General features: G+C 63.5%; 19 protein-coding genes and 1 tRNA gene. All 20 read left to right on the top strand.

Annotated elements, in window-relative coordinates:
- The first annotated feature begins 2 nt into the window (after nucleotides 1–2).
- The 20 genes from E1809_RS10305 (at nucleotide 3) to E1809_RS10210 (ending at nucleotide 19748) form a co-directional block, all read left to right on the top strand.
- Nucleotides 3–422 (top strand): cytidine deaminase, encoded by a 420-nt coding sequence (locus E1809_RS10305; protein WP_133204138.1) that lies wholly within the window; start codon nucleotides 3–5, stop codon nucleotides 420–422.
- Nucleotides 419–1729: a thymidine phosphorylase gene (locus E1809_RS10300; protein WP_133204137.1), complete on the top strand. Its 1311-nt coding sequence runs from the start codon at nucleotides 419–421 to the stop codon at nucleotides 1727–1729. The genes E1809_RS10305 and E1809_RS10300 overlap by 4 nt, the downstream gene beginning before the upstream one ends.
- 63 nt (nucleotides 1730–1792) lie before the next feature.
- A complete protein-coding gene (locus tag E1809_RS10295; RefSeq protein WP_133204136.1) occupies nucleotides 1793–2446 on the top strand; it encodes a DedA family protein in 654 nt (217 codons plus the stop codon).
- 222 nt (nucleotides 2447–2668) lie between these two features.
- Nucleotides 2669–3373 (top strand): DedA family protein, encoded by a 705-nt coding sequence (locus tag E1809_RS10290; protein WP_133204183.1) that lies wholly within the window; start codon nucleotides 2669–2671, stop codon nucleotides 3371–3373.
- Between the two features lie 28 nt (nucleotides 3374–3401).
- Complete coding sequence (locus E1809_RS10285) at nucleotides 3402–4553, top strand: adenosine deaminase (RefSeq protein WP_133204135.1); 1152 nt, start codon at nucleotides 3402–3404, stop codon at nucleotides 4551–4553.
- A gap of 79 nt (nucleotides 4554–4632) precedes the next feature.
- Nucleotides 4633–5268, top strand: a complete 636-nt coding sequence (locus E1809_RS10280; protein WP_133204134.1) for a MazG nucleotide pyrophosphohydrolase domain-containing protein — start codon at nucleotides 4633–4635, stop codon at nucleotides 5266–5268.
- Between the two features lie 132 nt (nucleotides 5269–5400).
- Nucleotides 5401–6681 carry a phosphopyruvate hydratase gene (gene eno, locus E1809_RS10275; RefSeq protein WP_133204133.1) on the top strand — a complete coding sequence of 427 codons (1281 nt, stop codon included), beginning with the start codon at nucleotides 5401–5403 and terminating at the stop codon, nucleotides 6679–6681.
- Nucleotides 6682–6836: 155 nt separating this feature from the next.
- On the top strand, nucleotides 6837–7553 hold the full coding sequence (locus tag E1809_RS10270) for an FtsB family cell division protein (protein ID WP_133204132.1): 717 nt from the start codon (nucleotides 6837–6839) through the stop codon (nucleotides 7551–7553).
- Nucleotides 7554–7622: 69 nt separating this feature from the next.
- Entirely contained in the window at nucleotides 7623–8315 is a 693-nt protein-coding gene (locus E1809_RS10265; protein ID WP_133204131.1) for a DUF501 domain-containing protein, read from the top strand.
- Complete coding sequence (locus E1809_RS10260) at nucleotides 8312–9259, top strand: Ppx/GppA phosphatase family protein (RefSeq protein WP_133204130.1); 948 nt, start codon at nucleotides 8312–8314, stop codon at nucleotides 9257–9259. The genes E1809_RS10265 and E1809_RS10260 overlap by 4 nt, the downstream gene beginning before the upstream one ends.
- Nucleotides 9259–10677, top strand: a complete 1419-nt coding sequence (locus E1809_RS10255; RefSeq protein ID WP_133204129.1) for a S8 family serine peptidase — start codon at nucleotides 9259–9261, stop codon at nucleotides 10675–10677. The genes E1809_RS10260 and E1809_RS10255 overlap by 1 nt, the downstream gene beginning before the upstream one ends.
- A 72-nt stretch (nucleotides 10678–10749) precedes the next feature.
- Nucleotides 10750–12189 carry an NAD(P)/FAD-dependent oxidoreductase gene (locus E1809_RS10250; RefSeq protein ID WP_133204128.1) on the top strand — a complete coding sequence of 480 codons (1440 nt, stop codon included), beginning with the start codon at nucleotides 10750–10752 and terminating at the stop codon, nucleotides 12187–12189.
- A gap of 148 nt (nucleotides 12190–12337) precedes the next feature.
- A complete protein-coding gene (locus E1809_RS10245) occupies nucleotides 12338–13258 on the top strand; it encodes an N-acetyltransferase (RefSeq protein ID WP_133204127.1) in 921 nt (306 codons plus the stop codon).
- Between the two features lie 44 nt (nucleotides 13259–13302).
- Nucleotides 13303–13376 (top strand) — tRNA-Leu (locus tag E1809_RS10240).
- A gap of 183 nt (nucleotides 13377–13559) precedes the next feature.
- The gene (locus E1809_RS10235) at nucleotides 13560–14789 is read left to right on the top strand and encodes a branched-chain amino acid ABC transporter substrate-binding protein (RefSeq protein WP_133204126.1); all 1230 of its coding nucleotides are present in this window, start codon (nucleotides 13560–13562) and stop codon (nucleotides 14787–14789) included.
- A gap of 79 nt (nucleotides 14790–14868) precedes the next feature.
- On the top strand, nucleotides 14869–15888 hold the full coding sequence (locus E1809_RS10230; RefSeq protein WP_133204125.1) for a branched-chain amino acid ABC transporter permease: 1020 nt from the start codon (nucleotides 14869–14871) through the stop codon (nucleotides 15886–15888).
- Nucleotides 15885–17111, top strand: coding sequence for a branched-chain amino acid ABC transporter permease (locus tag E1809_RS10225; RefSeq protein ID WP_133204124.1), 1227 nt, complete (start codon nucleotides 15885–15887; stop codon nucleotides 17109–17111). Before E1809_RS10230 ends, E1809_RS10225 begins: the two co-directional genes overlap by 4 nt.
- Nucleotides 17104–17991 carry an ABC transporter ATP-binding protein gene (locus tag E1809_RS10220; protein WP_133204123.1) on the top strand — a complete coding sequence of 296 codons (888 nt, stop codon included), beginning with the start codon at nucleotides 17104–17106 and terminating at the stop codon, nucleotides 17989–17991. The genes E1809_RS10225 and E1809_RS10220 overlap by 8 nt, the downstream gene beginning before the upstream one ends.
- Nucleotides 17978–18691 carry an ABC transporter ATP-binding protein gene (locus tag E1809_RS10215; RefSeq protein WP_133204122.1) on the top strand — a complete coding sequence of 238 codons (714 nt, stop codon included), beginning with the start codon at nucleotides 17978–17980 and terminating at the stop codon, nucleotides 18689–18691. Before E1809_RS10220 ends, E1809_RS10215 begins: the two co-directional genes overlap by 14 nt.
- Nucleotides 18692–18824: 133 nt before the next feature.
- Nucleotides 18825–19748 carry a Bax inhibitor-1/YccA family protein gene (locus E1809_RS10210; protein WP_133204121.1) on the top strand — a complete coding sequence of 308 codons (924 nt, stop codon included), beginning with the start codon at nucleotides 18825–18827 and terminating at the stop codon, nucleotides 19746–19748.
- Nucleotides 19749–19762: the final 14 nt, after the last annotated feature.

Below are 19762 nucleotides of genomic sequence, written 5' to 3'. Positions count from 1 at the left end.
CCGTGGCACCTGGAGATTCCGACGTGGATTGGCCGGCCCTTGAAGCGGTCGCCGTCGCGGCGATGCGCAAAGCCTACGCGCCGTATTCGAACTTCCCGGTGGGGGCGGCGGCGCTCACCGACGATGGGAGGATCGTCAGCGGCTGCAACGTGGAGAACGCCAGCTACGGACTGACCCTGTGCGCTGAGTGCGCGCTTGTGGGCGACCTGCACATGAGCGGGGGCGGAAAGCTCAAGGCGTTCTACTGCGTCGACGCGAAGGGCAACGTCCTCATGCCCTGCGGGCGCTGCCGCCAGCTGCTGTACGAATTCCGCGCGCCCGGAATGCAGCTCATGACAACCCAAGGCATCAAAACGATGGACGAGGTCCTGCCCGATGCATTCGGCCCGGACAACATGGCACACCTGGAGGAAAACCGGTGACACAAACTGAAGCGTTCGACGCCGTCCAGATCATCAGCATCAAACGGGACAAGGGCACGCTCACCCCGGAACAGATCGATTGGACCATCGATGCCTATACCCGCGGCGCCATCGCCGACGAGCAGATGGCGGCATTGAACATGGCAATCCTGCTCAACGGAATGGACCGTGCCGAAATCTCGCGCTGGACTGCCGCGATGATCGCGTCCGGCGAGCGGATGGACTTTTCGAGCCTTCGGCGTCCCGACGGCGGCACGAAGGCGACTGCCGACAAGCACTCCACCGGTGGCGTCGGGGACAAGATCACCTTGCCCCTGGCGCCGTTGGTGGCGGTTTTCGGGGTGGCAGTGCCGCAGTTGTCCGGCAGGGGATTGGGCCACACCGGCGGCACGCTCGACAAGCTCGAGGCCATCCCGGGCTGGCGGGCGAACCTCGGAAACCAGGAAATCCTGGCGCAATTGCAGGACGTCGGTGCGGTGATCTGCGCGGCCGGCGCCGGCTTGGCTCCCGCGGACAAGAAACTCTATGCCCTGCGGGACGTTACCGGCACGGTTGAGGCGATCCCGCTGATCGCGTCGTCCATCATGAGCAAGAAGATCGCCGAAGGCACCGGCTCCTTGGTCCTCGACGTGAAGGTGGGTTCCGGCGCGTTCATGAAAGATGAAGCCGGCGCCCGCGAGTTGGCCGAAACCATGGTTGCCCTCGGCAAGGACGCCGGCGTCAAGACGGTCGCACTCCTGACCAACATGGCCACACCGTTGGGCTTGACAGCTGGGAACGCCATTGAGGTGGAGGAATCGGTGGAGGTCCTCGCCGGCGGCGGTCCGGAAGACGTCGTCGAACTGACTATCAGGCTCGCCGAAGAGATGCTCGAAAGCGCCGGAGTGCGCGACGCCGATCCGGCGGCCGCGCTGAAGGACGGCAGGGCAATGGACGTCTGGAACCGGATGATCGAAGCCCAAGGCGGCGATCCGCGCGCGGCCTTGCCGGTGGCGAAAGAGTCCGAAGTGATCCCGGCGCCCGCCGACGGAGTGCTGGTGGAGTTGGACGCGTTGTCCGTGGGGGTGGCGGCCTGGCGGCTCGGCGCCGGCCGTGCCCGCAAGGAAGACACGGTGCAGGCCGGAGCGGGAGTCCGGATGCACGCCAAGCCCGGCGCTCTGGTACGGGCAGGTGAGCCGCTCCTGACGCTCCTGAGCGATACTCCGGAGAAGTTCGGCAGGGCCAAGGAGGCCCTTGAAGGTGCCGTGGTCATCGCACCGGAAGGCTCACGTCCGGCGCAGCGCCTCATCATCGACAGAATTTCGTAGCTCGTCCTCCCGGGCGCTTCGTGCGCCCGGGAGACTATCCCGAGAGCCGTTCGTTAGGAAACCGTGCAGGCAATCAACGATTTCATCCTCGCCGCTGCCGGGCAGCCGTGGGTTTTGCTCCTGGTTTTTGCGTGCTGCCTGATTGATGGCTTCTTCCCGCCCATCCCGAGCGAGTCGGTAGTTGTGGGCCTTGCGGCCGTCTCAGCGACCGCAGGCGTGCCCAATGCGTGGTCCCTGATCCTCGTGGGTGCGCTCGGTGCCTTCGCGGGAGACAACCTGGCTTACCTGATCGGGCGGAAGATCGGAGTCCGGCGATGGCGGTGGATGCGCTCCCAGAGGATGCAGGGCGCCTTCCGCTGGGCCGGACGGGAACTTCGACGGCGGGCGGCTTCCCTGATCATGGTGGCCCGCTTCATCCCCATCGGCCGCGTGGCGGTGAACCTCACCGCGGGTGCGACCCGCTTTTCCCACGGCACTTTCGTAGCACTCACGGCCCTGTCCGCAGTGATGTGGGCGAGCTATTCGGTGGCAATCGGCGTGTTCTTCGGCCAATGGTTCGAGCACAACCACGTGCTCGGTGCCGTCATCGCGATCATTGCTGCCGTCATCCTCGGAATCGTTGTTGACCGCGTCATCAGCAAGGTCCGCGGACCCCTTCCAGCCGAGTCCGAAGACGCGGACGAGCCCGGGGAAACCGAAGCGGAGTCCGTCAAATAGCCCTCCCGTCCTCATCCTCCGGTATGACGCCTGGCAAGCGCGGATATCCGCCCGGAGGGGGACGCGTTGCGTGTGACTTGCGAGTTAGCCTTAAGTTGTGATCCCCTTCGGCCGGGGCGTAGCGAACGACACTCCGGCCATGGGACAATTGAGAGCGATCTATGTCACGCAACCGTGTGACTTTCCTTGAGGAGCAATGCCTGCGTGGAATTCATGAACCACATGCTCGAGCATGCCGCCGGGCAGCCGTGGATCTATCCAGCGCTCCTGGTTTTTTTCTTCATCGACGGCTTTGCCACGATCCTGCCAAGCGAGACCGCGATCGTGGGCCTGTCGGCGTTGGCGATGCACCATGGTGAGCCGAACCTGTGGCTCCTCGGAGCTACGGCCCTCATCGGCGCGATGGCCGGCGACAACACGGCCTACTTGCTGGGACGCAAGATCGGCCATGACCGGTGGAAATGGATGCGCAGACCAAAGGTCCAGAAGATGTTTGCCTGGGCCCACTACGAGCTGGACAAGCGTGGCGCGGTACTCATCTTCACAGCGCGCTACATTCCCTGGGGCCGCGTTGCGGTGAACTATGTCGCCGGGCAAACCGGCTTCAGCCGCAAGACCTTCTTCTGGCTTGATGCCTTCGCCTGCCTGACCTGGGTGGGTTATTCCGTGGGTATCGGTGCGCTCGCCGGACGCTGGGTGCACAACAATCCGCTCCTTGGCGTGGGAATCGCGATCGCGTTCGCCGTCGTGGTGGGCTTCGTGGTTGACCACGCCCTGCGCTGGTGGCACAAGCACCTCGAAAAGAAGGATGCCGAGAAAAGCGGTGCGGCGGACGGTGGAGTAGCTTCTCCTGCGGGGACCACCGCGGAAGGCCGCTCCGGGATCAACGCGACGGCCGGCGTCGAACGCTCCCACCCTGCTGGCTAAGCTCCTCCCGTCCCCCTAGAGTTGAGGGGTGACTGAGCCAATTGTTGACGCCGCCCCAGCCCTTGACTTCGACCTGAAGCGACTTCCGAAGGTTTCCCTTCACGACCATTTGGACGGGGGACTGCGCCCGGCCACCATCATCGAGCTTGCCGACGCCGTCGGCCACGTCCTGCCATCCACCGATCCCGTTGCGCTGGGCCAGTGGTTCCGCGAGTCGGCCGACTCCGGTTCGTTGGTCCGCTACCTCGAAACTTTCGACCACACGGTCGCCGTCATGCAGACGAAAGAGGGCTTGGCCCGGGTCGCCAGAGAATTCGTTGAGGACCTCGCGGACGACGGCGTGGTGTACGGCGAGATCCGCTGGGCGCCCGAGCAGCACCTGCAGAAAGGCCTCACCCTGGATGAGGTTGTAGAGGCCGTGCAGGAGGGCCTCGACGCCGGTGTTGCGGTTGTTGAGGAATCCGGCCGCCAGATCAGGGTCGGCCAGCTCATCACGGCCATGCGCCACGCGGACCGCGGCCAGGAAATCGCGGAACTCGCCGTCCGCCACCGCTACAACGGTGCCATCGGTTTCGACATCGCCGGAGCCGAAGACGGCTTCCTCCCCTCCCGTTTCAAGGACGCCTTCACTTACCTCGCCGAGCACAACTTCCCGGCCACCGTGCACGCCGGCGAGGCAGCGGGGCTGGAGAGCATCCAGTCCGCCCTTGTGGACGGCCGCGCGTTGCGCCTCGGGCACGGCGTGCGGATCGCGGAAGACATCAGTGTCGAATTCGAGGACGCCGACCAAGATTCCGACGACGACGCCGAAGACACCGTAGGAATGGTCACCCTGGGTGAAGTGGCGGGCTGGGTCCGCGACCGCGGGATCGCATTGGAGATCTGCCCGTCGTCCAACCTCCAGACCGGAGCGATCGCGAACTTCGGCGAAGGCATCGAGAACCACCCGCTGGACATGCTCTACCAATTGGGCTTCAACGTGACCATCAACACGGACAACCGGCTCATGAGCGGAGTGACCCTGACAGAGGAATTCGAACTGCTCGTCGAGACCTTCGACTACGACCTCGACGATCTCCTCGAACTGACCCTGAACGCAGCCGAATCCTCCTTCTTGCCGCTGGACGAAAAAGAGGCCCTGGTGGAGTACATCAACGACACCTACGCCAACCTTGCCTAGCGGGCATTCAGGTGCACAGGGCGCAGCCGTAGCCGCGCTTGTCCAGACCATCGCGTCCCTTCGCGAACATTGCCCTTGGATGGGGGCCTTGACGCACGAATCGCTCGTGGAGTACCTGATCGAGGAAGCCTACGAAGTGGTTGATTCGATCGAGGCCGGTTCCCGGGGCGGTTCCGAGTCCGGTTCCGAAAGCGCCGGTTTCGCCGATGAACTCCGCGGCGAGCTGGGCGATGTACTGCTCCAAGTAGTACTTCACGCCCGGCTCGCCGAGGAGCGCGGCCAGTTCGCGTTCGACGACGTTGCCCGGACCATTACGGAGAAGATGATCCGGCGCAATCCGCACGTCTTCAGACCGGACGGAACGTTGCAGGACTCCTTTCCGGCTACGGTCGAAGAGATCGTCGAGAAGTGGGATGCCGTCAAAAAGGCCGAAAAGCCTGGACGGACAGATCCATTCGAAGGCATACCACCCCATCTCCCGGCGCTGGCGCTGGCACAGAAATCCCTCGACCGGGCCGATCGGGCGGCGCGTTCCGGCGTCGTCGGGCACCCCCGCCCGGACGTTGTCCCGGCGGAGGTTCCCAGCTCCGAAGGCGACCTCGGCGACCTCCTGCTCGCCGTCGTCGCAGGCGCGCGGGAGAAAGGCCTCGACGCCGAACGGGCGTTGCGCGGCGCGGTTCGCCGCTACCAACAAAATGGAAGCGAAACCGCATAGAAGCCACACGAAAGGCCCGGGTCCGTCGCCGTTCCGTAACGTTGGCCCGTCTCGACTAGGCTAGTGGCGACGAGGACGTCGAGAAGTTCCCTCTAGATTCCCAGTAAATCGCTTCACCATAAGGAGCAGTCCATGGCGCTTATCGATGCCATCCACGCCCGCGAGATCCTTGACTCCCGCGGAAACCCGACAGTAGAAGTTGAAGTTCTGCTTTCCGATGGCCAGATCGGCCGCGCGGCAGTTCCGTCCGGCGCATCCACCGGCGAACACGAGGCCGTTGAACTGCGCGACGGCGACAAGGGCCGCTACCTCGGCAAGGGCGTCCAGAAGGCCGTTGACGCGGTCATCGACGAAATCGCCCCGGCTCTGATCGGCTTCGACGCAACGGACCAGCGCAGCATCGACCAGGCCATGATCGACCTCGACGGCACGGCCAACAAGGGCAAGCTCGGCGCCAACGCCATCCTCGGTGTTTCCCTCGCCGTGGCCAACGCCGCAGCCGCTTCCGCGGACCTGCCCCTCTACAAGTACTTGGGCGGCCCGAACGCCCACGTCCTGCCCGTCCCGCTGATGAACATCCTCAACGGTGGCTCGCACGCCGACTCCGACGTCGACATCCAGGAATTCATGATCGCCCCGATCGGCGCCGAGACCTTCTCCGAGGGCCTCCGCTGGGGCGTTGAGGTCTACCACAACCTCAAGTCCGTCCTGCACGCCAAGGGCCTCTCCACCGGCCTCGGCGACGAAGGCGGCTTCGCACCGAACCTGCCGTCCAACCGTGCCGCACTGGACCTGATCCAGGAAGCCATCAAGAACGCCGGCTACACCCCGGGCCAGGACATCGCCCTGGCGCTGGACGTCGCTTCCTCCGAGTTCTACAAGGACGGCGCTTACCAGTTCGAAGGCAAGGCCCTCTCGGCCGCCGAGATGAGCGCCTACTACGCAGAACTCGTTGCCGACTACCCGCTGGTCTCCATCGAAGACCCGCTGGACGAGAACGACTGGGAAGGCTGGAAGACCCTCACCGACACGATCGGCGACAAGGTCCAGCTGGTTGGTGACGACCTCTTCGTGACCAACCCCGAGCGCCTGCAGCAGGGCATCGACGCCGCCACGGCGAACTCCCTGCTCGTCAAGGTCAACCAGATCGGTTCCCTGACCGAAACCCTGGACGCCGTTTCCCTGGCCCAGCGTTCCGGCTACACCACCATCACCTCGCACCGCTCCGGCGAAACCGAGGACACCACCATCGCTGACATCGCCGTTGCCACCAACGCGGGACAGATCAAGACCGGTGCCCCGGCCCGCTCCGAGCGCGTCGCGAAGTACAACCAGCTGCTGCGCATCGAAGAAGAACTCGACGACGCCGCACGCTACGCCGGCCGCAGCGCTTTCCCGCGTTTCAAGGGCTAGTGTCCGCGTAAACGCCTGACCGGTGGCTATGGTGGAAAGACCATAGCCACCGGTTCCGTTTAAGGAAGCGCGCTTGCACTTCGGCGAACCGCTGGCCCGAAGGCACGCGACGAGCAGCAACCCGCCAGGAAAACACCGGGCATTACAGGAGTGTCATGGCAACCCGCCGTCCCAAGGTCCCCCGGGCAGACGCCCTCGGAGGTGCGCCCCTAAAGAACCCCGACGGCGGCCACGTCATCCGTGCCGAATTCGGCGAGTCCCGCAAGGCGGCTACCGGCCAGCACGAGGCCCCGGCCTCAGCGGGAGCGAAGGGATCAGCCAGCGCCGCTTCCAAGAACGGAGGCGCGTCCAAGAACGGAGCCGCTTCCCACAGCGGAGCCACTGGGACATCCGCCGGGCGCGGCCGCACGGGAGATTCCGCAAGTTCCAAGGCTTCCCATAAACCGGCATCCTCCGGCGGGGACCCAGGCGCTGGCAGGCCGGTTCCCGCGAGGGCTTTTTCCGGCCGGATGCTCGCCCTGGCGGTGGTGATGATCGCGATCACCGTCATGCTCGCGCCCACGGTCAAGATCTGGCTCGAGCAGAAAGCGGAAATCTCGGGCCTCCAGGCCGATATCGCGAGTCAACAGGCGGAGCAGGCCGACCTGCGCAAGCAGATCACGCGCTGGCAGGATCCCAATTACGTGAAACAGCAGGCCCGGGACCGCATTAACATGGTTATGCCGGGTGAAGCCGGTTATTGGGTGTTCGGCGGCGACGATTCCGCCGGCACACCGGGTGGACGCACCGCCTCAGGCGCTTCGGGGACCCCTTCCAATCTGCCGTGGGTGGATGGGCTGTGGGATTCGATCGTACGCTCGGCAACAGACTAGACGCGGCGCCCGCCGCCGTCGCGCTTTGAACAGACGCGACCCAACAGGGCAGGAAGGACGGCAGCGCCAGTGGAAGAAAACCCGGCACTTGCCTCGCAGGAGTCCCGCAAGCCAACAGCCCACGATCTCGATGTCTTGAGCCGCCAGCTCGGCCGGCCCGTGCGTGACGTCGTCGAAATCCCGGCGCGTTGCGTGTGCGGCAATCCCTTGGTGGCGGCTACGGCACCGCGGTTGAGCAACGGCACCCCGTTTCCCACCACGTTCTACTTGACGCACCCCGTCATCACCTCTGCGGTCTCCCGTTTGGAAGCCGGCGGCCTCATGAATTACATGAACGACCGCTTGGCGGCGGACGAATCCTTGGCGGCCGCCTACCGTGACGCCCACGACGCCTACTTGCGGGCGCGCGACGAGATCGCTGCCCGCGTAGGGACCGGGGATGTTCCCGAGATCGCGGGCGTTTCCGCCGGCGGCATGCCCACCCGCGTCAAGTGCCTGCACGTCCTGGTGGGCCACTCACTGGCGGCGGGGCCGGGGGTGAACCCGCTCGGCGACGAAGCCATCGAAGCCATAAAGGAATGGTGGACCGTGGACCGCTGCTATTGCGAAGGCGCCTGGGACAGCGCGGGGGAGGCACCCTCGAAGGACCTCAGCCGCCACGGCCCGCAAGGCCTCCCGGACATCGTGGGCCGGCCGGCACCCGTCCGAAAATCGCAGCATGCCGTTGCCAACGGTACCGACACCCCGGAGCAGTACGCATGAACCGCGTAGCCGCCATCGATTGCGGTACCAACTCGATCCGCCTCCTCATCGCTGACGCAGACGACGCCGGCTCGCACGCGCCGCTTCGGGACATCGTGCGTGAAATGCGCGTCGTGCGCCTCGGCCAAGGTGTGGACGCCACTGGCGAATTGGCGCCCGGAGCCCTCGAACGCACCTTCGCGGCGGCCGGCGACTACGCCGACCTGATCCGCCACCACAGGGCCGGACGCATCCGTTTCGTGGCAACGTCCGCCAGCCGGGATGCCCGTAACAGGGACGTCTTCGTGGACGGGATCCGTTCGTTGCTTGGCGTCGAACCGGAGGTCATCTCCGGCGACGAAGAAGCGTCATTGTCCTTCGCCGGAGCAAGCAGCGTCCTCCCGCCGAGCGGCAACGACGCCGTGCTGGTGGTGGACCTTGGGGGAGGGAGCACCGAGTTCGTCCTCGGAGACGACGACGGCGTCATTGCGGCGAAGTCCGTCGACATCGGCTGCGTCCGGCTCACCGAACGGCACCTCCATAGCGACCCCCCGACGCCGGCGGAACTCGCCGCCGCGGAAGCCGACGTCGATGCCGCCATCGACCTGGCGAACCGCACCGTCCCGCTGAACCAGGCCACCGCCGTCGTGGGCGTTGCCGGGACCATCACTACCATCACAGCTCATGCGCTGGGACTGAGCGAATACGATCCCGCAGCGATCCACGGGGCGAGCCTCGACCTTGACACCATTTGCGACGCCGCTACGAGCCTGATCGAGATGACCCGCGAAGAGCGCGCGCGGTTGCCGTACATGCACCCGGGCCGCGTGGACGTCATCGGCGCCGGAGCGCTTGTGTGGCGCCGCATCCTCCAGCGACTGGCTGAGCTGAGCGATGGCGCGATCAGTGAAGCGACCTCAAGCGAGCACGACATCCTCGATGGCATCGCGCTGAGTATTCGCTGATGGCCCGCGGACTCCAGCGCGGCAACCGTCACCAGCCACGGAGCTGCCCTCGTCGGCGTTTCCGGGCGGCCGCGGCTGCGCTGGCTGCGGTCCTGGCCGGAGGGAGCCTGGCCGGGGGGTTGATCTTCGCGCCGTCCGCATTCGCCGACTCCTGGCGGGACAAGGAATACTGGCTCAACGAATACGGCATCTCCGCTGCCTGGCAAGTGTCCAAGGGCGCGGGCGTGAAAGTCGCCATCATCGACAGCGGCGTGGACGGCCAGCATCCGGACCTCAAAGGCGCAGTAGTCGGCGGAACCGACGCGTCAGGGGCCGGCAGCCCGGACGGGCAGAAGAGTATCGGTTCCAAGCCCGAGCACGGGACACTCGTTGCCACGCTCCTGGCCGGGCGCGGGCACACTCCGCCGAGCCCGTCAGGCGCTCCGGCATCGCCTTCTCCCGCAGCCGGCTCCATCGGGCCCGACGGCATTGTCGGCGTCGCGCCCGAAGCCCAGATTTTGTCGGTGTCGGCCTGGCTCGGTTCGCCGAATCCCGCTGGCAAGACGGACCAGGAACAGATTCCCGAGGCCGTGCGCTGGGCCGTGGACAACGGCGCCAAGGTCATCAATATTTCCTTGGGGAGCACCTCGCCGGAGTGGCCGCAAAGCTGGGATGCCGCCTTCCTCTACGCCGAGCAGAAGGACGTCGTGATTGTCGCTGCGGCCGGTAACCGAATCGCGGGCAACGTCCAGGTGGGCGCACCAGCGACCATTCCCGGCGTCCTGACCGTCGCGGGGCTTGACCGGAACCGTACCGCCAGCGTCGATGCCTCGTCGCAAGGGATAAGCATCGGGGTCTCGGCCCCATCGGAACAACTCGTGGGCGGTCTCCCCGGGGGCAGCTACGAAGACTGGGCGGGAACGTCCGGTTCGGCGCCGATCGTGTCCGGAGTCGCTGCCCTCATCCGTTCCAAATGGCCTACGATGAGCGCCAAGCAGGTCATCAACCGCATCGTGTCTACGGCCCAGGACGCCGGCGCTCCGGGCAGGGATCCCATTTACGGCTTCGGCATCCTGAACGCCGAAGCCGCGCTCAAGGCCGACGTACCGGAGACCCAGACGAATCCCTTGGGCTCGATAGCGGACTGGATCCGGGTCCATCGCCGGGGAGACCTAAGCACTCCCACACCGTTGCCGACCACCGAAGTAAGCAGTTCCATACCTCCTTTGCCCGACCCTACCGTACCTGTGGCGAAGGCGCCGTCCGAGGCGGATACTACGGTTCCGGCCGCCGTCGTCGTTGGTTTTGGAGCCCTGTTCATTGCGATCCTTGCCGGTGCGACGTTCCAATTGCGGCGGGCTTATCGGGCGCCCCCGAAGCCGGTGGAGGCGACGGAATCGGGCGAGGTGGAAGTCGTGGATCCGAGTCCGCCGAAATAGCGTTCGCGGCATTGGCGTGAGACTTGGGAATTAGCTAGTGAAGATTTTCACAAAGTGCTGTACCCTAGTGATATGACCACGCCTGAGCTTATTGACCGTCCCCGTGTCCTTGTTGTCGGCGGCGGGTACGTCGGCCTGTACGTAGCCCTCAAGCTGCAGAAGAAGATCGCCAACGCCGGCGGAATCGTCACCGTCGTTGACCCGCTTCCCTACATGACCTACCAGCCCTTCCTCCCCGAGGTGGCCGGCGGAAACATCGAGGCGCGCCACGCCGTTGTCTCCCACCGCCAGCACCTCAAGCAGACGGAGCTGATCCAGGGCCGCGTCACCAGCATCGACCACCAGAACCGCACCGCGGTTGTGGCTCCGGCTGACGGGGGCGAGCCTTTCGAGGTTCCGTACTTCGACGTCGTGGTTTCCGCGGGCGCCATCACCCGCACGTTCCCCATCAAGGGCCTCGCGGACGAAGGCATCGGCCTGAAGACCATCGAAGAAGCTGTGGCACTGCGCAACAAGGTCCTGGAGCGCATCGAGGTTGCCTCCACCATGACGGATCCTGCCGAACGCACCCGGGCGCTGACCTTCGTGGTTGTGGGCGGCGGTTTTGCCGGCATCGAGTGCATCACCGAAATGGAAGACCTGGCCCGCGCCGCCGTCAAGAACAACGCGCGCATCCGCCAGGAAGAAGTCCGCTTCGTCCTCGTCGAAGCCATGGGCCGCATCATGCCCGAGGTCACCGCACAGCAGGCCGAGTGGGTTGTGGGACACCTGCGCAGCCGTGGCATCGAGGTCCTGCTCAACACCTCGCTCGACAACGCCGAGGGCAGCCTCAAGCTCATCAACCTGCCGGACAAGACTCCTGCCCAGGAATTCGAAGCAGACACCCTCGTGTGGACTGCGGGCGTCCAGGCCAACCCGATGATCCGCTCCACCGACTTCCCGCTCGAACCGCGCGGCCGTGTCCGCGTCCTTCCGGACCTGCGCATCGCCGGTGACGAAGGCATCATCGACAACGCCTGGGCCGCTGGCGACATCGCCGCTGTTCCGGACCTCACGGGCAAGGGCCTGCCGGACGGTACCTGCGTTCCCAACGCCCAGCACGCCCTTCGCCAGGCCAAGCGCCTCGCGAAGAACCTGTGGGCATCCCGCTGGGACAAGCCGATGGCCGACTACAAGCACAAGAACCTCGGTGCTGTTGCCGGCTTCGGCGAGTGGAAGGGCGTTGCCAACATCAACCTCTTCGGCCGTATCGGCCTCAAGGGCGGCCTCGCCTGGCTGGCACACCGTGGTTACCACGGCCTGGCCATCCCCACGGGCGAGCGCAAGGTCCGCGTAATCTTCAACTGGCTTTTGGGCATGACCATGGGTCGCGACACCACCCAGTTGCTGGACCTGGACAACCCGCGCGGCGCCTTCGTCGCCGCTGCAACCCCGGCTCCCAAGCCGGCAGCAGCTCCGGCGCCCGCGCCGGCTGCCGAGTCCAAGGACCCGGTAGCGGCCAGCGCCAAGTAGCACCACCCAAAGCAGTCCCGACGACGGCGACCGTTCCCCTGAAGGGGCGGTCGCCGTCGTCGTCCCCGGAGTTTGTGTACAGATAACGCCCTTAAAACCTCTCCATAAGGGCGTTACGTGTACACAATCTCTGCCTAAACTTGGCACCATGGCAGGCGAAAGCGATCTGACGACCCTCCTCACGTCCATGCACCCGGCGCTTCGCGACGGCGACTACGTGTACGCCTTGTGGCCGCACGGCAAGCCCTTGGAAGGCCAAGTTGAGGCCGCCGTCCGGGAGGCAGAAGGCTTGACCGTGGTGCTGCATCGCGAAGAAGCCGAGAGACTGGGCGTGTCGTACGATTTCGTCGCGGCCTGGATCACCCTCCAAATCCACTCGGCACTGGACGCCGTCGGCCTGACCGCGGCTGTGAGTTCCGCGCTGACCGCCGCCGGTATCAGCTGCAATGTGCTGGCGGGATTCCACCACGACCATTTGCTGGTTCCGGCCGACCAGTCCGGACACGCGATGGCCGTCCTGGAACTCTTGGCGCAAGGCGTCGTGCTGCGGACGGAAAAGCCGTCCGACCGCGAGCACGTCCTGGCATTGACAGCCTCTGCCTTCTCGGTCAGCCCCGTTACTGGCCTGCCGGTGGAAGGGTCGCCCGAGGAGGTGAAGTTGTTGCGGGAGTTGTTCGACTCCGATGACTACCTTCCGGACTTCAGCATCGTGGCCGAGATCGGGGGCGACGTCGTAGGGCACGTCATCAGCACGCGGGGATGGATCGGCGAGCTCGGACTCTTGGGCCTGGGCCCCATCAGCGTGCAGCCACACTTGCAACGGCGCGGCATCGGATCCGCACTCTTGCGCGAGACGGCCCGCCGGGCCGACCGGGCGGGGGAGCCGGGCATCGCCCTGCTTGGCAGCACCGCTTACTACCCGCGCTTCGGCTACGTTCCCGCGGCGACGCTGGGGATCGAGGCTCCCGATCCCGCGTGGGGGGATCACTTTCAGTTGTTGCCGTTGAAAGCATGGCCCGACGGCGTGAAGGGCACCTTCCGCTATGCCCCGCCTTTCCACGCAGGCTGACGAGCAACACTCCCGGGGACAGGCTGGGTTACGATTGTCCGGGCGCCCCAGTAGCCCAATCGGCAGAGGCAGCGGACTTAAAATCCGCTCAGTCCGGGTTCGAGTCCCGGCTGGGGCACAAAATTTACCTGCGGTTCACACGGTGAATTCCCCCTGCCTCCTTTAGCCGACCGTTACACGATCCTGACCTGCAAATATGTGTTGTGGGACACATATTTGGTAGTACGCTCATGGAACATGTTCGAAGTGAAACCCGCTTCGGGCGAATGACCACGAATCACATGCGGCGCGGAGGTTATTTATGTACGGGAAGAAAGTCATTTCGGCGATAGCGACGACGGCCGCCCTCGGGATGTTGGTTGCTGGCTGCGCGAACCAGTCCGGTCCTAGCAATACGGAATCTTCGGGGAGCAGCAGCAGGGTCAACATTCCTTCGATTTCCAAGGTCGACGTTCCCGCCGATGCTGTACTACCCGCGGGCGACGGCAAGGGAACGTGCCCGTCAACCACCACCATTGCTTATGCCGGTGCCGAGACCGGACCCAACGCCCAGTTGGGCATCAACATCTTCAACGGCATCCAGTTGGCCATCAACCAGCACAACGCTGCCAACCCTGGCTGCCAGGTCCAATTCAAGAAGTTCGATACTGAAGGCGACCCGAACAAGGCCACGGGTCCGGTAACGCAGATCGTTTCCGAACCGGACATCATCGGCGTTGTGGGTTTGCCCTTCTCCGGTGAGTCCAAAGCGACCGGCAATATTTTCGAGCAGAAGGGCCTGGTGCACATCACGCCGTCGGCCACCAACCCGAGCCTGACCAAGAACGGCTGGACGACCTTCTTCCGAGCCCTCGGCAATGACGCCGTCCAGGGACCTGCGGCAGCCAAATTCCTCACGGACAAGCTGCAGGCCAAGAAGGTCTACCTGGTCCAGGATGATTCCGACTACGGCATCGGCCTGGGAACCACCACGTCCCAGGCACTCGGTTCCGCCATGGTCGGTTCGGACAAGGTAATCACCGGCCAGAAGGACTTCTCGGCCGTCATCTCCAAGATCATGAACGCGAAGGCAGACACCGTCTACTACGCCGGCTACTACGCAGAAGCCGCACCGTTCGACCAGCAGCTGGTTGGCAAGGGATTCACGGGATCGTTCGTTGGCCCTGACGGCGTGAAGGATGACCAGTTCATCAAGCAGGCAGGCGACGCGTCGTCGAACGCCTACTTCACCTGCCCCTGCATCCCGGGCGAGTTGATCCCGAGCTTCGAGTCCGAATACAAGAAGCTGGCCAACGCCGAGCCCGGAACCTACTCCATTGAAGGTTACGACGCTGTGACTGTCCTGCTCTCCGGCATCGACAAGGGCAAGCAGACTCGTCCCGACCTTCTGTCCTGGGTAAAGTCCTACGACGCGGACGGACTGTCAAAGCACTACAAGTGGGATTCCACCGGTGAACTGGCCACCCCGGATGTCTACGGCTACAAGGTCGAGAACGGCAAGATCGTCCCGATCGGCGTCATCGGCAAGTAGAGACATAGGCCGTCTGAATGCTGGGGGTTGGCATCCGTGCGGACCCCCAGCATTTTTTTGACTACATCAGGAAGTGCCCATGATTAGTGAAGTAATTCCCACCTTGCTCCATTCCGTGCCTATGGACGACACGTGGATCACCTTTGATGTCAACTCGTTCACCCAGAACTTTTGGAGCTCCACTTTTGACGGGTTCACCTTCGGCGCAATTTATGCCCTGGTGGCCCTTGGCTACACGCTTGTCTACGGTGTTTTGAACCTCATCAACTTCGCCCACTCCGAGGTGTTTATCACGGGTTGCTACGGCGTGTTCTTTACGCTGAGCGCCCTCAATTTCGGGCCATCCGCACCGCACCTTGCCTTTTGGGCGATCGTCGGAAACCTTATCCTCGCGCTCGTCGTCGCAATTATTGCTTCCGCATTGATGGCCGTGGTGGTTGAACGCGTTGCATACAAACCATTGAGAACCCGAAAAGCTCCCCGATTGGCCTTCTTGATTACGGCCATCGGGGTTTCCTTTGCCATTCAGTACACCATTTATTGGTGGCGCGGCCCCAGCCCCGAAGCGGCCTTGACAATGTTCCGGCCGATACCGATTTTCGATGTTTTCGGGACAATTGTCGATTCCCAGCAAGTGGTCATCGTCATCGCTGCCATCATTTTGATGATCGCCACCGACCAGTTCATCCGGCGCTCCCGCACGGGCCGCGGAATCCGCGCAGTGGCGCAGGATCCGGACACTGCCACGCTAATGGGGGTCAACAAGGAAAAGATCATTGTCACCACGTTCATTATCGGGGGAATCCTCGCAGGCGCGGCGGCATTGTTCTATGTCATGAAAATCCCGTCGGGCGTGCAGTACAACGGCGGCTTCATCCTCGGCGTCAAAGCCTTCGCGGCCGCGGTCCTTGGCGGCATCGGCAACGTCCGGGGCGCCTTGCTGGGCGGTCTGTTGATCGGACTGATCGGAAACTACGGCCAGGTCCTCCTGGGCAGTTCGCAATGGACGGACGTTGTCGCCTTCGTGGTTTTGGTTCTGGTTTTGATCGTTCGCCCCGAAGGTATCCTTGGCAGCTCGCTAGGAAAGAGCAAGGCATGAGCACAACAGACGGCCCCACACTTATGCCGGACGACGCCGCGGCCCAGGATATCGCGGACCGCGAAGCCAAAGGGCGGCAGCGCAAAGGCTGGTTCCCGGGCCTCGGCGACAAATGGAATGCGCTTCCGCGCCATATCCAATGGCTGATCCTGATCGTCGTGGTTGTCATTGCGTACTTGCTTCCGATCCTCAATCCGCCGTTGATCACCACGGATCCCGGCAACAACTGGCAAATCGCCTTGGCGCAAATGTCCGTGTACGCATTGGTTGCCGTGGGCCTGAATGTCGTGGTCGGTTATGCGGGCCTCCTGGACTTGGGGTATGTGGCATTCTTCGCCCTCGGTTCCTATACGGCGGCGATGTTCACGAGTCCCGACTCGCCCTACGTGCACATTCCCTACCTGTGGACACTGCCTTTGGCGATGGCGATCACGATGTTCTTCGGCGTACTCCTTGGTGTGCCTACCCTTCGCCTCCGCGGTGACTACCTGGCAATCGTCACGCTTGGGTTCGGCGAGATCGTGCGCATCCTCGCGACCATCATCCCGGCGATGAAGGGCCAGGTCGGCTTCCAAAACGTAGGCCACCCACCCGGAACGGACTCCAGCGGCCAGCCGATCTTCCTGAACTCGAACGGAACCCCGTGGTACTGGTTCACGCTGTCAGTGATCATCATTGTGCTCCTTGCCGCCGGAAACTTGGAGCGCAGCCGGGTTGGACGGGCATGGATCGCCATCCGCGAGGACGAGGACGCCGCCGAAATCATGGGCGTTCCCACCTTCAAATACAAGGTGTGGGCATTTGCCATCGGCGCATCCGTCGGTGGTTTGTCCGGCGCTTTGTTTGCCGGCCAGGTCGGGTTCGTGAACAACCAGAAATTCGATATCGCCACCTCCATCCTGTTCGTCGCCGCCGTCGTGATGGGGGGTACTGGAAATAAGGTGGGTGCGCTTCTTGGGGGTTCCCTCGTGGCCTACATTCCTCTCCGGTTCACGGCGATTGCAGAATTCAAGTATTTGATCTTCGGAGCGGCCTTGGTGCTGATCATGATCTTCCGCCCGGGGGGACTCCTGCCGGCTCGCCAGAGCCTCCTGGCGTATGGTCGCTTGGCGTACAACAAGGTCAAGGGTGCTTTGGGTGGTAATACCGTTCCCGGGCCGACCAAGACCCGGCCACCTGGACAAGTAGCCACCGAACCTGCGAAGGGAGCCGGCAATGAGTGAAGCAATCGAGCCGGAAATCGACGTCGACGCCCTCAAGGAGCAGGGTGTGGACCTTGAGGTCGCGGAAAAGGTTGCACCGGAGCGCGATATCGTCACCAAGGTAGGCGAGGCCCTGGTCCAAGTGCAGAACCTCACCATCAAGTTCGGCGGCCTGACAGCCCTGGACAATGTCACGTTCGATATCAACCGCGGTGAAATCCTTGGCCTGATCGGTCCCAACGGCGCCGGTAAGACCACGTGCTTCAACGCCATGACCGGGGTATACAAACCGACGGCAGGGAAAGTCCTGCTTGAGGGGAAGCTGCTCAACGGATTGCCGCAACACAAGATCACCAGGCGCGGCCTCGCCAGGACTTTCCAGAACATCCGGCTCTTCGGCGAGATGACGGCCTTGGAGAACGTCGTGGTTGGCTTGGACGCCCGGCACCGAACGAGTGTTGGAGGTGCCTTGTTTCGCCTGCCCAGCCATGTTCGGGAGGAAAAGACGGCCATTGAGCGGGGAATGGCATTGCTCGAATTCGTCGGGATCGCCGACCACGCGCATTTCCTGTCCCGGCACTTGCCCTATGGATACCAGCGCCGCCTGGAAATCGCCCGGGCGCTCGCAACGGACCCCAAGGTCCTTTGCCTGGACGAACCGGCGGCCGGCTTCAATCCTGCGGAAAAAGAGGAACTTATGTCCCTCATCCGAACAATTCGCGATGACGGATACACGGTTCTGCTCATTGAGCACGACATGAAGTTGGTCATGGGCGTCACGGACCGGATCGTGGTCCTGGAGTTCGGAAAGAAGATCGCCGACGACGTGCCCAAGGTTATTCGCGATGACCCCAAGGTCATTTCCGCCTATCTCGGGGAGCCTGAAGATGACGTTGCTTGAGCTGAAGAACGTTTCCGTCCACTACGGCCGGATCCAAGCCATTTCCAACATGTCCTTCAGTGTCGAAGAGGGCGAAATCGTCTCGCTCATCGGTGCCAACGGAGCGGGAAAGACAACCACCATGCGGACCATCTCGGGTTTGCTCCACCCGTCGTCGGGATCCATCACGTTCGGGGGCAAGGACATCACCCGCATGAAGGCGCATGTCCGCGTCATGCAGGGAATTTCCCAGGCTCCCGAGGGCCGCGGGATTTTCCCCGGCATGACCGTAATGGAGAACCTTGACATGGGCTCCTATGGCCGCAAGGACCGGACCAAGATATCGGAGGACCTCGAGCGGGTTTTCGATCTTTTTCCCCGGTTGAAGGAGCGCGCCCGGCAGTTCGGTGGAACCATGAGCGGTGGCGAGCAGCAAATGCTCGCAATTGGCAGGGCGTTGATGTCCAATCCGAAATTGCTGCTGTTGGATGAACCGTCCATGGGCCTTGCCCCGCAGTTCATCCGGCAGATCTTCAAGATCGTCAGCGAAATCAACAACCAGGGCACCACGGTGCTTTTGGTCGAACAAAATGCCAACCAGGCCCTGGCCCGGGCCAACCGGGCATTTGTCCTTGAGACCGGGTCGATCACGCATAGCGGCACCGGCAAGGAATTGCTTGCGAATCCGGTGATCAAGGAAGCCTACTTGGGCGTCGGATAAGAGACCGTGCCGGCGTCCCGGTCTCAATGTGGGGACGCCGGCACAGAACCGATGGAACTATTCGGGCGGTCCGAGCGTAGGAATTGGTAGCGTGAACTATCACTTCGCACCCAAACCAAGAAGGACATCCATCATGGCACTCGGCGGCAACCCGATCTTCAACGGAAAGAGTTTCCGTGGAGCCACACAGGCACCGCGTGTTCCCAGTTATCCTCAAAGCCAGCCCGGATACGGCCAGCCCCAGTACGGTCAACAGCAGTACGGTCAGCCCCAGTACGGTGAGCCGGCCTGGTCAACGCAGCAGATGAGCAGCGACCAGCTGCAGCAGATGTACAAGATGTACAACCGGCCTTCCGCCGGCCCGGCCGAGACAGGCCGGATGACTTTCGACGACGTCATCGTCAAGACGGCGGCTTGCCTCGCTGTCTTGCTGATCGGCGCGGCCATCAGCCTGTTCGTCGCACCTGGCACGTCCAGCCTTTTGATGGTGGTCGGTGCGTTGGGCGGCTTCGTTTTGGCCATGGTCAACACCTTCAAGAAGCAGCCGTCGCCGGCCTTGATCCTTGGCTACGCCGGGCTGGAGGGGTTGTTCCTCGGTGGCCTCACGCGGTTCCTGGACGCCTTGTACCCGGGCGTCGGCCTGCAGGCCGTGATCGGAACCCTCGCCGTCTTCGGCGTGACCCTTGCGCTTTTCAAGAGCGGTAAGGTGCGCGCCACGCCCAAGGCGATGCGGTTCTTCATGATTGCGATGCTCGGGTACCTCGTTTTCGCGGTGATCAACATGGTCATGGTGTGGACCGGCGTCGTGAATTCACCGTTCGGCCTGGGCACCAGCGTCCACATTTTCGGCATTCCGCTCGGTGTTTTCATCGGTCTCCTGGCCATCGGCCTGGCTGCCTTCTCCCTGGTCATGGACTTCACGAGCATTGAGCAGGGTGTCCTGCAGGGTGCTCCGGAACGGTACTCCTGGACGGCAGCGTTCGGCCTGACCGTCACGCTTGTGTGGCTGTATGTGGAGATCATCCGCCTGCTGGCGATCCTGCGAGGCGACGACTAACTCCGAAGGGCGGG

It is taken from the genome of Arthrobacter terricola, assembly GCF_004354015.1.
Classification (GTDB): Bacteria; Actinomycetota; Actinomycetes; order Actinomycetales; family Micrococcaceae; genus Arthrobacter; species Arthrobacter terricola.
This window is presented reverse-complemented; position numbering and strand designations above follow the sequence as displayed.